We start from the raw sequence: 14,398 nt of genomic DNA, 5'->3' as shown, positions 1-14,398 counted from the left end.
TTATGAAAAAAAGTACTAAATTCAGCTTTCTCTCTGCACCCTATGTTTTATGGAGTGCTATCTTTATAGTAGTGCCACTACTTATTATTGTATTTTTCAGTTTAACTGTAGAAACCTCTACCGGTTATAAATTTTCACTTGAAAATTTCTCAAGAATGTTCCAAGAGCAATATTTTACTATTTTTATTAAATCAATTGTTCTTGCTGCTATTTCTACAGTTCTTTGCCTAATTCTAGGTTTTCCTATCGCATATATTGTTTCTAAAATGGATATTAAAAAACGCAACTTAATTATTATGTTATTTATTCTTCCAATGTGGATGAATTTTCTATTAAGAACTTATGCTTGGATTCCTATCTTAGGGAAATACGGAATTGTAAATAATTTTCTTGGACTTTTTGGTATTGAACCAATTCAACTTCTATATAGAGATGGAACTATCCTTTTAGGTATGGTTTATAATTTCCTACCTTTTATGATTCTTCCTATATATACTGTTTTATCTAAATTAGATATAAATTTAATAAATGCTGCTAAAGATTTAGGTGCAAATAATAAAACAATTTTCAAAAAAATAATCTTTCCTTTAAGTTTACCTGGTGTAGTTTCTGGTATAACTATGGTATTTATGCCTGCTGTTTCTACCTTTGTAATTTCTAAACTTTTAGGTGGTGGAAAAACTATGCTTATAGGAAATGTTATAGAGCAACAATTTACAGCAACTAATAATTGGAACTTTGGTTCATCTATTGCAATTATATTAATGATTTTAATTCTTATATCAATGGCTTTTATGTCAAAGTTTAGTGGAGATAATATGAAAGGTGGTGGGAAGTTATGGTAAACAAATTTACATCCTTTATAAAAAGATTTTATCTTTTTATAATTTTTGTATTCTTATATGCACCTATTATTACACTTATTGTTTTCTCATTTAACAAATCTAAGAGTATGGCGAAATGGACAGGCTTTACTTTTGATTGGTACAAGTCGTTACTTCAAAATGACACCTTACTTGAAGCACTTTACTATACAGTTTTAATAGCAGTTATAGCTTCTGTTATAGCTACTATAATTGGTACTATTACTGCTGTTGGTATTTACTATATGCGTGGAAAAAAGAAATCATTATTATTAAATATAAATAACTTACCTATTTTAAATCCTGATATAGTTACAGGAATATCTTTAATGAGTCTATTTATATTTTTTAAATTTACTTTTGGATTTAAAACAATGCTTATAGCTCATATTGTTTTTGATATTCCTTATGTTATTCTTTGTGTTCTTCCTAAACTAAGCCAGTTACCTGATAATACTATTGAGGCTGCTATGGACTTAGGTGCAACACACTCTTACGCTCTTAGAAAAGTTATTTTGCCACAAATAAAGCCTGGAATTGTTGCAGGACTTCTTATGGCATTTACTATGTCTATAGATGATTTTGTTATCTCCTTCTTTACAACTGGACCTGGAGTTACAAATCTTTCAATTGAAATTTATTCTATGGCTAGAAAAGGAATTAATCCACAAATTAATGCTCTTTCAACATTAATGTTTGTAACTGTACTTGCATTACTTCTAATTGTAAATAGAAAAACTAATTCAACAGGAGGTTCAAATGGAAAAGCTAAAGAATATTAAAATTATTATCACAATCATAGTATCTTCTTTAATATGCATAGCTCTTATTTTTGGTTATATAAAAACAGAAAGAAAAGATAATTCCACTGGTAAAGTTCTTAATATATATAACTGGGGAGATTATATTGATCCTTCTTTAATAACAAAATTTGAAAAAGAAACAGGTATTAAAGTAAATTACAATACTTATGATACTAATGAGACTATGTATGCAAAAGTTAAAAATGGAAGTAGTAATTATGATATCGTAGTTCCTTCTGACTATATGATTGAAAAAATGATAAAAGAAAATTTACTAGAAAAAATTGATTTTAGTAAAATTCCAAATTATAAATATATAGGTTCACAATTTAAGCATTTATCTTATGATCCAAAGAATAAATATTCTGTTCCTTACATGTGGGGTACTATTGGTATTGCCTATAACTCTAAATATATTAAAGAACCTATTACAAGTTGGAAAGATTTATGGAACCCTAAATATAAAGACCAAATAGTTATGTTTGATTCTGTTCGTGATTCTATGGCTATTGCCTTAAAATCTTTAGGTTATTCTATGAATACTACTAATCCAGAAGAAATTAAACAAGCTAGTACTCTTCTTAAAGAACAAAAGCCTCTTGTTTTAGCTTATTTTGTAGATGAAGTAAAAGATGCTCTTTTATCAGGAGAAGCTACAATTGCTCCTGTTTGGTCTGGTGATGCCTCTTATCTTATGAGTGAAGATCCTGACATTAAATATGTTATTCCTAAAGAAGGTTCAAACGAATGGTTTGATGCTTTAGCAATTCCTAAAAATGCACCTCATAAAGAAGTTGCAGAAGAGTTTATTAATTTTTTATGTAATCCAGAAAATGCTTTAACAAATGTTGAATATATAGGTTATCAAACTCCTATTCCAAAAACATTTGATATGCTTCCTGAGGATATTCAAGCTGAATATCCTACAAAAGAACAGCTTAAAAATTGTGAAATTTATACTGATTTAAATCAACAAGCTTTAGATCTTTATGATGAAGAATGGATTAAATTAAAATCTTAAAAATACGCTGCTATTAAATGCAGCGTACTTTTTTTATAAATTAAACCAAATTTCTACTTCTCTTTTAGAGCTTTCCATAGAATCTGAACTGTGAACACAGTTCTCACCAATACTACTACCATATAAATTTCTAATAGTACCTTCTTTTGCCTTTAATGGATTTGTATCTCCATTTAGTTCCCTAACTCTTCTTATAGCATCCCTACCTTCAATTATAAGTGCACAAATAGGACCTCTAGTTATAAAACTAATTAATTCATTAAAAAATGGTCTTTCTTTATGTTCTGCATAATGTTTTTTAGCTGTTTCTTCACTTGCCGTTAAAAGTTTTAATTCTTTAACTTCTAAGTTCTCACTTTCATACATACTTATAATTTTTCCAATTACCTTTTTCTCTACCCCATCTGGTTTTATTAAAACTAAGCTTCTTTCCATTTTATACCTCCTTTTACTTATATAGTATATTATAAATTTGAAACTGTTTTCATGCAAGTATTTATGCTATAATTATATAAAATTTATTTTTGGAGGTTTTTTATGGAAAGATTATTAATAAATGTTAGTGGAAAAGTTCAAGGAGTTGGATTTAGATATTTTTGTCAACGATTAGCTTTAAAATACTCTCTAGTTGGAACAGTTAAAAATTTAGATAATGGACATGTTGAAATTATTATTCAAGGTAGTACTAATAGCACTAAATCTTTTATCTCTACTATGCTTGAAGGAAATAAATTTATTCATATATCAAATCATAAAATTGTTGACCTAGACTTTGATTCTACCTTAAAAAAGTTTTCTATTTCTTATTAATTCTATTGTTGTAAATATTTACAAGTGATATAATTTCATTATGTTTTACAAATTTTATGGAGGTTTTTTTTATGGGCGATCCATTAATTCTTAGAAAATTAGCTTTAGATATGATTAAACGGAATAATCTATCTAAAGCAAAACTTGCGCTTTCAAAATCTCTTTTGTTAGACCCAAGTACTCATGATACTTATACTTTACTTGGAGATATTTGTTTTTTAGAAAATAAACATTCTTTAGCTAAATCTTATTACTTATCAGCCATGCATCTTTTAGTTTTATCTTCAATTAAAGAGTTAAATGATGATGAAATAAATTCAAATTTCTTTTCTCTTCCTAATGAAATACAAGATTCACTCCCTTCAAAATATGCCTACTATATTTTGAAAGAATATACAATCTCCTATCATATAGGACAAATTATTTTAAATGAAGAGTCTAAGGAATATAATAAAGTTTATAAAGAAGCTTTAATTACTAAACTTACTTTAAACTCTATTTTATCAAGACATGGTTTATCTTATGAAGATTATCTTGAATATAGAAATTTCAAACTTATCCCTACAGGAAGAGATTTTTTAATAAATAATCTTAAATGGAATTCTATTTTTTCAACTGATGTAAAAACTTTATACTTATAGTCTAAAAAGCAGATACTACTCTATTTGTAGTACCTGCTTTCTTCTATTTTTTCAATTTATCTAAATATATTTTTGTTTCCTCAAATATAACTTTTCTAAGTCCAATTAATGCAATTAAATTTGGAACTGCCATTAAGCCATTAACAATATCTGCTGATATGAAAATAACATCTATTGTTAAAAATGATCCTATAAGAACAAGTCCTATATATAATATTTTATAAGGAAGTATTAATTTCTTTCCAAATAAATATTCAATACACTTTTCCCCATAATAATTCCATCCAAGTATTGTTGTAAAAGCAAAGAAAATTAATCCTATATTTACTATATACTTTCCTATTATTGCAATGGGGAATCCTGCTTCAAATGCAGCTGTAGTTAAGCTTGCTCCATCAAGAGGTGAATTATACATTCCTGTAAGGACTATTACAATCCCTGTCATAGAGCAAATTATTATAGTGTCAAAAAATGTTCCTGTCATAGATATTAATCCTTGCTTTGCAGGCTCTTTTGTTTTTGCTGCTGCCGCTGCTATAGGTGCACTTCCAAGACCTGATTCATTTGAAAATACTCCTCTACTAATTCCTCTTTGCATTGCAATCATAAATGTTATACCAAAAGCTCCTCCAAGAACGGCTTCTGGATTAAATGCACTTCTAACAATTAAACTAATAGCCTCCGGAACTTGTCCAAAGTTAAAAATTATAACTATTAAAACTCCTATTATATATAAAGCTGCCATAAATGGCACTATTTTTTCTGATACACTTGATATTCTTTTTATTCCACCTAGTGTTACTAAAGCTACTAATATAGTTACTACAACTGCAGTCACTACAATTGGAATATTAAAACTATTTTTCATTCCCTCTGACATAGAGTTAACTTGTGCAAAAGTTCCTATTCCAAATAAAGCAACTAGTACTCCAAAAAAGGCAAATATCTTTGCAAGCCATTTATTATTTAGACCGTTTTGAATATAATACATTGGTCCACCTTTAACCTCACCTTTACTGTTAAACTCTCTATACTTTATAGCTAAAAGCCCTTCTGCATATTTAGTTGCCATTCCAAAAAATGCTGCAATCCACATCCAAAATAAAGCTCCTGGACCTCCGGCTTTAATAGCTGTTGCAACTCCTACTATATTTCCTGTTCCAATAGTTGCTGAAAGTGCTGTGCAAAGTGCTCCAAAACTTGATACATCACCCTTTTCATCACTTTCTGTATCTTTACTAAACACTAATTTTAATGCATGTCCTAATTTTGTAACTTGTAAAACTCTTAGCTTTACTGTTAAATACACGCCTGTTCCTACTAACATGATTAATAATGGTGGCCCCCATACAAAATTGTCCACCGCTGTTAAAAATTCTTTCATAAAAAAATCCTCCTAAAATTTAAATTTTGGGAGGAGATTGTATAACAAAATAGAGATTTTGTTATAAATCCCCTGTCCTTTTACCTGAGAGTTTCGATATAGAGTTTCCTATATCTTGCTCCTTCGGTGCTCTTTAATAGAGTCTCTCCAGAGGCTCGTCCAGTAGCAGTCCTTTTACCTGAAAGATTACCATCTTCGGTGGGGATATATTCTCCCTCTCTCCTACTACCTTCATCCGAACATATTTAATTTATTAATATTATAATAATTTTTTATACTTTTTGCAACTTTTTATTCTTTATTAAGCGCATTTACATAGGCTAGTATACTAGCTTCTATTACATCTGTACTGACTCCTCTTCCTATTACCTTACTATTTTCTGATTCTAATTTTACTGATACTTCTCCTAAAGCATCAGCACCACTTGTTATTGCATTTATACTATAATCTTTTACTATCCTCTTTTTATCTAGAACTCTTTCAATTGCATTATAAAGTGCATTAACTGGCCCATCTCCACAAGCTGCTTCTTCTTTTACTTCTCCATCAATTTCAAGCATTACTGTAGCTGTTGATGTTATATTATTTCCTGTACTCACATTAAAAGATTTTAATTTATACTTCTCTTTTATATTTATTCTTCCATGATTTAATATAGCTTCAATATCTTTATCTGATATTTCCTTCTTCTTATCTGCTACTTCTTTAAATTTTATAAATGCTTCATTTATTGATACTTTATCTATATCATAGCCAAGTTCTTTTACTCTATCTTCAAACGCATGTCTTCCAGAGTGTTTTCCTAGTACCAGATTATTAGTTTTAAATCCTACAGATTCTGGTGTCATAATCTCATATGTTTCTCTATTACTTAATATCCCATGTTGATGTATTCCTGATTCATGTGCAAAAGCGTTTTTTCCAACTATCGCTTTATTAGGTTGTACATTAACTCCTGTATAATGTGATACTAGACTAGATACTCTATAAATTTTTTCTGTATTTACATCTAAATTAAAATCATAAATGTCTTTTCGTGTTTTTATAGCCATAATAATTTCTTCTAATGCTGCATTCCCTGCTCTCTCTCCAAGTCCATTTACTGCGCATTCTACTTGCTCTGCTCCATTTTTTACTGCTTCTAATGAATTTGCAACTGCAAGTCCTAAATCGTTGTGACAATGAACACTTATTATAGCCTTTTCAATCCCTCTTACATTTTCTTTTATTCCTTTGATTAATTCTCCAAACTCAGTTGGTATAGTATATCCAACTGTATCTGGAATATTTAATATAGTTGCCCCTCCCTCAATTGCTCTCTCTAATACTTTATACAAAAATTCTTTTTCTGTTCTTGATGCATCTTCTGGTGAAAATTCAACTTCTTCAACTAAAGATTTTGCATATGATACCATTTCAAAAATTTTCTCTAAAACCTCTTCTCGAGACATCTTTAATTTGTATTTCATATGAATATCTGATGTCGCTAAAAAAATATGAATTCTTCGTTTATTTGCTCCTTTAATGGCTTCATAGGCTACATCAATATCTTTTTTATTTGCTCTTGCTAAAGCATTTACAGTAGAATTTTTTATATTTTCTGAAATTAGTTTAACTCCCTCAAAATCGCCTTTTGATGTTACTGGAAATCCTGCCTCTATTACATCTACACCCAAGCTTTCTAAAGCTTTTGCTATTTCTAATTTTTCTCTTGGATTTAAACTTACCCCTGGAGTTTGTTCTCCATCTCTTAGTGTTGTATCAAAGATATAAATTTTCTTTTTCATATTTCTGCCCCCTTTTAATATAAAAAAACCACGTATTCTTCCCCATAATTTGGAGCGAATTTACGCGGTACCATCCAATTTTTTCTTAAGATAAGAATATCTTATTTTCCTTTTATTGTCAATTATTTATTTTTAGCAAATTTTTAGCTTTTATGATAATATATTCTTAATAAGAGAAAGGGTGATATTATGATAAAACTTATAGCTACAGATATGGATGGAACACTTCTAAATGAAAAAGGTGAACTTCCTAAAGATTTTTTCAAACTTTTTTATGAGTTAAAAGAAAAACATATAAAGTTTATAGTTGCTAGTGGAAGACCTTATTATACATTATATGAAAACTTCTCCCCCATTAGCGATGAACTAACTTATATATGTGATAATGGTGCAATGGTCGTTGATAAAGGCAATATAATTTCTATTTCTAAAATGAATTCTAATTATATAAATGAAATTATTTCAGAATGTGAGAAACTTCAAAATGTACATATAATTTTATGTGGGATAAAAAATTGCTATCATAAACCATGTTCTAAGGAAGCTTTAACTGAGATAAACAAATATTATATAAAGAAAGATGTTATAGAAGATTTTTCTAACATAGATGATATAATTTTTAAGGTTACAGTTTTAGACTTAGGTCTTGCTCTTAAAAATTCTTATCCTATTTTAAATAGTATTTTTGGAGAAAGATTAAATTGTGTTGTTTCTGGTGATGTTTGGGTTGACTTCACAAATAAAGGAACTAACAAGGGTACTGCCTTAAAAGAAATACAACATCAATATTCTATAACTTTTGAAGAAACTATGGCCTTTGGTGACTTTTTTAATGATGTTGAATTATTAGAAAATGCTTACTATAGCTTTGTTATGGACAATGCTTGTGATGATATGAAAAAACATGGCCGATTTATAGCCAAAAAGAATACAGAAGAAGGTGTTCTTTTAGCTATAAAAGAACATATTTAAAACAAAAACTCCCTTTAAAATGTACTTCTACATTTTAAGGGAGTTTTTTTAATATAGTATAATTGGCATACTACCATCTATATTATTATATATAGTTTGTGCTACATTATAAGGTAAGTTTACACATCCATGTGATCCACCATTTTTATATATACTGCCACCAAATTCATTTCTCCAAGTTGCATCATGTAGTCCTATTCCACCATTAAAAGGCATCCAGAATTTCACTGGTGTTGCATAATCTTCTCCTCTTAGAACTGTATCTAATTGCTTATAAGTAAGCTTGTACACTCCAGGAGGTGTTCCCCAACCTCTATTTATATTTCCAGTTACTATTTTACTCTCTGTTAAAAGTTTTCCATCTTTATAATACCAAATATGTTGATTATCTAAACTTATTTCAACGTAGCTATTTCCTATATCATTTATATTGCCTGCATTACCTTTTTGTTTAAATATCGGCTCTTTATTTATATTCTGTATATTTTTTATTGCATTTGCAACTTCTTTTTGTGTTTCTTTTCTATCAACTACATATCCAAAGTTTCCTCCGCCTATAGTTATTTGATTCCCATAAGAATTTTTAAAGCTTCTATTTCTACCTACTGTCTCAAAGATATTTTCAAGTTCTTTTGCATACTCTAAAATAGCCTCTTCTTCTACAGTTGGTTTCATATTTTTATCTACAGTTAATAAATTCCCTAAATCTTTTTTATCTAGTGCTAAGCTTTTCCCATTATAACTATAATTTATTTCAACTGCTAACATTTTTTCTAATACTTCTTTTGCTTCAATAACTTCTTTTGATTCTTTTGTAAATTTAGGCTTTTTATAAATATCTAAATTTTCTAAATCAATTTCATTTTCACCATTTTGTATTGCTCTTTTTATTTCTGCTTTTAACTTTTTCTTATCTATCTCATTTCCATTAACTTCTTCAACAATCTCAAAGCTTCCATTATTATATTTAAATGTTGCATCTTTTGACTTTATTATGTTTTCCTTTTCGAATAGTTTTAAATCATCTATTTTTTTATCAAGCTTTCCTTCTTCATATGTAACAGAATTATTTAAAACTTTTTCTATTGGATTTAAAAATCCTCCTACCCAAAATAAAGGATTTTGCTTTTCCATTATCTCTTCTAATTCTTTTTGACCATTAAATTTTATATTTATATCTTTTCCTACTAATATTTCAGCTTTATCTTTTCCTTTTATAGTTAATGCATATTCCTCTACTGATTCTCTTAACTTTTCTTCTGCTTCATCTACAGTATGTGCAGCTACACTAATATTATTAACTTCAAATCCAACTAAAAATCTATCTTTATAATAAAGAGTTCCACCTAAATATATTCCAAGTGCTAATGCTCCTGTAATTCCCATCCCAACATAAAGTTTTTTCTTTGATTTGATCTCTTTCTCTTTTTCCTTTTTTCTCTCTTCGCTATCTTTCCCTATCTCTTTTTCTTCATCACTAACGACTATCTCTTCTAATGCTTCAATTCCCTCTTTTTCTTCTACTTTTAGCTTGTCCATAACTTTTCCTCCCAAAATTAAATATTCCCTCTTCTATACCTATGCAACTTAGCTCAGTTTCAGAATTAAAAAGACATATTTAAATTTTATTTTTAAATATGTCTAATCTTTTATATCTTCAATACCATCTTTAAATCATTTCTATTCTCTAGTTTATACCCAAATTTTTTATAAAACTCAACTAATTTATGATTATTTGCCCTTAGTGATAACTTATTGTACTTCCTACATATTGCTTCATTTAAAACAGCTTCTAATAAAATATAACTATACCCAAACCCTCTATACTCTTCTTCTATATATATATTAGATAAGTAATATTCATTTAAAGTACATTCTTTGTAAAATAAGTATTTTAGTACTTCTATTAAAAATTTTATCCTATGTTTTTTTCCCTTTTTATAAAAATACATAATCATATCTGATTTAATAGTTTTTACCTTTAATTCTTTTCCACCAAAAGCTAAAAAGAATCCTATAATTTTTTCATTTCTTTTTAAGACTTTAAAGTTTTTATAAAAAAATCTATTTCCTTTATAAATCATTAGACGCCTTAAGATAGTCAATCTTTCTTCCTCTGTTCCTTCTCCCCATTCATATTCAGGATCCTCTTCTGTTTTATATAACATATGACTGAGCCCTTCAATGTCTTTTTGTTCTGCAGTTTCTATACTATAATTCTCGCTTGAATCCAAATTCTGTACTCCTTTTATCTACCATATTAAATATATTTATTATATATATGCTAAAGCTTCATTTACTTGCATTAATTTTATAATTCAATTCTATTTCTTATTTCTCCATTATAAAATGCTTTTATATTTAAAACAACATCACTAAATAATCTTTCTCTAGCTTCCACACTTGCCCATGCTATATGAGGTGTTAATATTAATTTTTCTTTATTTTTAACCTTTAATAATGGACTTTCTATTGGCAATGGTTCTACATTAAATACATCTAAGCATGCACCCTTTATTAAGTCCTCATCTAATGCCTTTTTTAAATCCTCTTCCACTACTATAGGACCTCTTCCCATATTTATAAGAATAGCATCTTTTTTCATCTTTTTTAGATTTTCATAATTTATTAGATTTTCTGTATTTTCATTTAATGGTGCATGTATTGAAATTATATCTGAAGTTTTAAGTAGTGTATCTAAATCTACACTTTCATATTCATTATTATTATTTTTTCCTGATGTTGAATAGTAAATAACATTTGCTCCAAACGCCATGCAAACTTTTGCTACACCTTTTCCTATAGCTCCAAGTCCTATTATTCCCCAAGTCTTATTTTCAATATCTACAAAAGGTCTTTCTAGATTTGTGAAAAACCCTGATTTTGAATATTCACCTGATTTTACATAATTATCATAATATGATATTTGATTATTTAATGAAAGTAGTGTTGCAAATGTATGTTGTACTACAGTCGGAGTTGAATATCCCGCTACATTTGTAACTGCTATATTCTTTTCTTTAGCATACCCTATATCTATATTATTAAATCCTGTTGCTGTTTCGCATATTATCTCTAAATTTTTGCAAGAGTCTATTACTTCTTTGTCTATTATAACTTTATTAGTTAAAATTATATGTGCATCACGCACTCTCTCTATTCTTTCATCATTACTAGTTGTTCTATATACTGTAACTTTTCCAAACTCTTCTAAAAGTTCTACTTTAAAATCTCCTATTGCTTTTCCATCTAAAATAACTATATTTTTCATATTTTTTCACTCCTTTAATTTATAGCTACATTATATATATTATTATCTTAAAAATACACCTAAAATAAAACATATATATATAACTATTGGATATATATAATAAAAAATCTTTTTAATTTTTAAACCTTCTTCTTCATTATATAATAAAATGAAGATTATTCCAAAAAACATCATCCATTGTGGAAACCTTAATAGTTCAGCTATATTAAATCCTGGAACAAATAACCCACTAATTACAAATAATCCTATAGTAAGCATTCTCTTATTCTTTCTAAATACATAAACTATTAAAGCAAATGCTGGACCTATTATAGCAGTTTCAGTTAATATACATATTGAAAAAATTATTAATACCTTTATTAATGATTTTTTATCAACATTCCTTTTAGATTCTTCTAAAGAGTTTATTAATAATAAAACTCCAGCTAAAGCAAGGAACATATTACTTCTTAATATATCTATACTATCATTTACTTTGCCAAGTAAAAGAAGTGTTCCAAGTGATAGTACAAATACTATTATAATTCCCCATTTATCATTTAAACATTTATCTTTTAAATTTAAAATAAAAAATACAATACTAATAGCTATTAAAATTAATCCATATATAATTATTCCACTACTTATATGTCTAAAATGACTCTCTCCACTTATACTCACTCGTAAACATAAAGAGATAATAACATTTAAACATACCATTATCTCTCCAAACATTAACATCCTTTTTAAATAATTTTTAAAAGAGCTTGTTTTATAATACCCATCTACAGTTAAAAATATAGCAACTGGCATAACTATCCTTCCAGGATAATTAAGCCAAAATGGTACATTAGATAAAAACATAGGAATCGTTCCTAAAATAAAACAAACTACCATAATAACTTTAATCTTAAATCTATCCATCTTTTTCCCCTTTCATCTTCTGTTTATATTAAAATTATACAATGGTTACCTTTACTTTAAAAGTTTTTTATACTAATATACCTTTATGACAATATTTTTAGAAAGAAGGTTTAATATGTTTATATTATCTTATGAATTTTTATCTAATGAAGTAGATGAAAAAGTTGAATTACTACAAATTAATGATATTTTTGATGTTTTTTATGAAAACCCATTAGAAATAACAACTGATGAATTTGGTTATGGTTATTTAGAAAAAGAGAATGTTCCACTTACATTAAAAGTAGCTTTTAATGATGAAGAATCTAAACTGGACAATTTCAAAACTAATGTTTCTTCTATATTAAAAAAAGAACCCTTTAATATAGAAGAAATAAACTATGATTACACTGATTTTAAAATGCCTCCTATAGAACTTAAAAATGACTGGGTGCTAATAGACCCATCATACAATGATGATTATAAAGATAAAAAAATCATAAACTTCATCTCTCAAGGAGCTTTTGGAACTGGTCTTCATGAAACTACTCATGATATTTTAAATTACATATTAGAAGAGGATTTTACTAATAAAAGAGTTTTAGATATTGGAACTGGTTCTGGAATACTTTCTTTAGCAACTGGAATAAAAAATGCAAAAGAAGTATTAGCTTTAGATATACGTGATGTTTCTGATGAAGTAACGTTAAATAGAGATTTAAATAATTTAAATAATATTACTCCTATAATTGGGGATGCTTTAAGTGAAAATTTAATCTCATCTACATTTGATTGTATCTATATTAATATAGGTGGAGAGGAAACTAAGCTTTTTATGAATTTTATAAAAGAACATTTAAGTTCTGACGGTCTTCTTTTAGTTTCTGGTCTTGTTACTTGGAGCTATGATTCTATAAAAGATTTTATTTTAAATGAAGGTTTTATTTTTGAAAAAGAATTTATTACTAATGAATGGTGTACTTGTATATTTAAAAGAAAAAACTAAGGTGCTTTTGCATCTTAGTTTTTTAACTATATAAAACTTATCTAGTGCTTTTCTTCTTAGAATTTCTTTTTTCCATAAGCCTTCTTGCATTTTTACGCTTCTCTCTTCTTTCTTCTTCACTATCTTTAGCTTCTATAATTATTTGTTTTCTAAATGTCTTATGTAATCTATTAATTATAATATACCAAATTAATGAAAATGAAATAGTCATTGCAATAAAAATAACTATAGCAACATCAAATACTATCCCTGAAAAGAGATTAACTAAAAAAAATACTAATCCTATAATCCCCCCAGCTATTATAGATGTTTTCCAATGAAACCCTTTATTTTTCAAACATTTCTCTAAATATTCCTCTATAAATTTCATATACCCCTCCAAAGTTTTGATACTATATATATTCTATAAATGATTAAAAAAACCTTTAAATCATAGAAATTTTCTTTTTTTATACCTTTTATTTTGTAAACATTAAGTTAATAAATTTTCTTTTTAGAAATAATTTTTAAATAAAAATACTTTTTTGTTATTATTAGTAAAATGTAACCATTTTGTTTCTTTATTTATTACTGTATATTTTTTCCTTAATACTTCAAACTAATATTTATAGTGCTTTTGGGCTATGGAAAAATTTTTTTCTTCTTTATTTTTCTGAATTTTAAGAATTTTGTAACTATTAAATCATTTTTAAAATATGTATTTTTATTGTATAATATTAATATATAATGAACCATAATACAAATTATGGAATTACATTTTTTATAATCCTATGCTATAATACATAAATATCAACGATTTATATTAGGAGGTTGTTAAGTATGATGAAAAAAGCATTAGTCTCTTTTTTCACTATAGTTACAGTTACATGTAGCTTAAGCGTTACTTCTTTTGCTGACACACCAAATAACAAGTCCTTAAACGATGATAAAGTACAATATAATCAAATTAGTGGTGAA

The 14,398-nt window shown here is 27.3% G+C and carries 15 protein-coding genes and 2 riboswitches; of the genes, 7 read left to right on the top strand and 8 right to left on the bottom strand.

Translation table 11 applies throughout. The annotated features are described in order from the left end of the window. The first annotated feature begins 2 nt into the window (after nt 1-2). From ACRDDY_RS01505 to ACRDDY_RS01495, 3 genes are read left to right on the top strand one after another with little or no spacing between them, the layout of a single operon-like run. Nucleotides 3-845 (top strand): ABC transporter permease, encoded by an 843-nt coding sequence (locus ACRDDY_RS01505; RefSeq protein ID WP_438563201.1) that lies wholly within the window; start codon nt 3-5, stop codon nt 843-845. Further along, nucleotides 839-1,645 (top strand): ABC transporter permease, encoded by an 807-nt coding sequence (locus ACRDDY_RS01500; protein ID WP_438563200.1) that lies wholly within the window; start codon nt 839-841, stop codon nt 1,643-1,645. Before ACRDDY_RS01505 ends, ACRDDY_RS01500 begins: the two co-directional genes overlap by 7 nt. Next, nucleotides 1,623-2,687 (top strand): ABC transporter substrate-binding protein, encoded by a 1,065-nt coding sequence (locus ACRDDY_RS01495; RefSeq protein WP_438563199.1) that lies wholly within the window; start codon nt 1,623-1,625, stop codon nt 2,685-2,687. The genes ACRDDY_RS01500 and ACRDDY_RS01495 overlap by 23 nt, the downstream gene beginning before the upstream one ends. Nucleotides 2,688-2,720: 33 nt before the next feature. Here ACRDDY_RS01495 and ndk read toward each other — a convergent pair whose 3' ends face one another. Next, nucleotides 2,721-3,122: a nucleoside-diphosphate kinase gene (gene ndk, locus ACRDDY_RS01490; protein ID WP_438563198.1), complete on the bottom strand. Its 402-nt coding sequence runs from the start codon at nt 3,120-3,122 to the stop codon at nt 2,721-2,723. A gap of 102 nt (nt 3,123-3,224) precedes the next feature. Between ndk and ACRDDY_RS01485 the strand changes: the two genes are divergently transcribed. Together ACRDDY_RS01485 and ACRDDY_RS01480 are read left to right on the top strand one after the other, a co-directional pair. After that, a complete protein-coding gene (locus ACRDDY_RS01485) occupies nt 3,225-3,497 on the top strand; it encodes an acylphosphatase (protein WP_438563197.1) in 273 nt (90 codons plus the stop codon). 71 nt (nt 3,498-3,568) lie between these two features. Next, nucleotides 3,569-4,138: a hypothetical protein gene (locus ACRDDY_RS01480; protein WP_438563196.1), complete on the top strand. Its 570-nt coding sequence runs from the start codon at nt 3,569-3,571 to the stop codon at nt 4,136-4,138. A 43-nt stretch (nt 4,139-4,181) separates the two neighbouring features. Here the strand turns inward: ACRDDY_RS01480 and ACRDDY_RS01475 are convergent, their stop codons facing one another. After that, entirely contained in the window at nt 4,182-5,522 is a 1,341-nt protein-coding gene (locus ACRDDY_RS01475) for an alanine/glycine:cation symporter family protein (protein ID WP_438563195.1), read from the bottom strand. Between the two features lie 69 nt (nt 5,523-5,591). Then, nucleotides 5,592-5,676: riboswitch (glycine riboswitch) on the bottom strand. Nucleotides 5,677-5,678: 2 nt separating this feature from the next. After that, nucleotides 5,679-5,757: riboswitch (glycine riboswitch) on the bottom strand. A gap of 56 nt (nt 5,758-5,813) precedes the next feature. Then, nucleotides 5,814-7,310: a 2-isopropylmalate synthase gene (locus ACRDDY_RS01470; protein ID WP_438563194.1), complete on the bottom strand. Its 1,497-nt coding sequence runs from the start codon at nt 7,308-7,310 to the stop codon at nt 5,814-5,816. Nucleotides 7,311-7,499: 189 nt separating this feature from the next. Between ACRDDY_RS01470 and ACRDDY_RS01465 the strand changes: the two genes are divergently transcribed. Then, the gene (locus ACRDDY_RS01465) at nt 7,500-8,282 is read left to right on the top strand and encodes a Cof-type HAD-IIB family hydrolase (protein ID WP_438563193.1); all 783 of its coding nucleotides are present in this window, start codon (nt 7,500-7,502) and stop codon (nt 8,280-8,282) included. A 48-nt stretch (nt 8,283-8,330) separates the two neighbouring features. Here the strand turns inward: ACRDDY_RS01465 and ACRDDY_RS01460 are convergent, their stop codons facing one another. From ACRDDY_RS01460 to ACRDDY_RS01445, 4 genes are all read right to left on the bottom strand, one after another. Then, nucleotides 8,331-9,821 carry a L,D-transpeptidase family protein gene (locus ACRDDY_RS01460; protein ID WP_438563192.1) on the bottom strand — a complete coding sequence of 497 codons (1,491 nt, stop codon included), beginning with the start codon at nt 9,819-9,821 and terminating at the stop codon, nt 8,331-8,333. Between the two features lie 110 nt (nt 9,822-9,931). Beyond that, nucleotides 9,932-10,516, bottom strand: a complete 585-nt coding sequence (locus ACRDDY_RS01455) for a GNAT family N-acetyltransferase (protein WP_438563191.1) — start codon at nt 10,514-10,516, stop codon at nt 9,932-9,934. 77 nt (nt 10,517-10,593) lie between these two features. Beyond that, on the bottom strand, nt 10,594-11,553 hold the full coding sequence (locus ACRDDY_RS01450; RefSeq protein WP_438563190.1) for a D-2-hydroxyacid dehydrogenase: 960 nt from the start codon (nt 11,551-11,553) through the stop codon (nt 10,594-10,596). A 42-nt stretch (nt 11,554-11,595) separates the two neighbouring features. Next, a complete protein-coding gene (locus ACRDDY_RS01445) occupies nt 11,596-12,456 on the bottom strand; it encodes a TraX family protein (RefSeq protein WP_438563189.1) in 861 nt (286 codons plus the stop codon). Nucleotides 12,457-12,571: 115 nt separating this feature from the next. Here ACRDDY_RS01445 and ACRDDY_RS01440 point away from each other — a divergent pair, with 115 nt between their 5' ends. Continuing rightward, complete coding sequence (locus tag ACRDDY_RS01440) at nt 12,572-13,441, top strand: 50S ribosomal protein L11 methyltransferase (protein ID WP_438563188.1); 870 nt, start codon at nt 12,572-12,574, stop codon at nt 13,439-13,441. 37 nt (nt 13,442-13,478) lie between these two features. Here the strand turns inward: ACRDDY_RS01440 and ACRDDY_RS01435 are convergent, their stop codons facing one another. Beyond that, entirely contained in the window at nt 13,479-13,811 is a 333-nt protein-coding gene (locus tag ACRDDY_RS01435; protein ID WP_438563187.1) for a hypothetical protein, read from the bottom strand. Nucleotides 13,812-14,398 lie beyond the last annotated feature (587 nt).

The organism is Clostridium sp. (assembly GCF_051656525.1).
Taxonomy (GTDB): Bacteria; Bacillota; Clostridia; order Clostridiales; family Clostridiaceae; genus Clostridium.
Note: the sequence above shows the minus strand (reverse complement) of the source record. Positions and strands in the feature narration are given on the sequence as shown.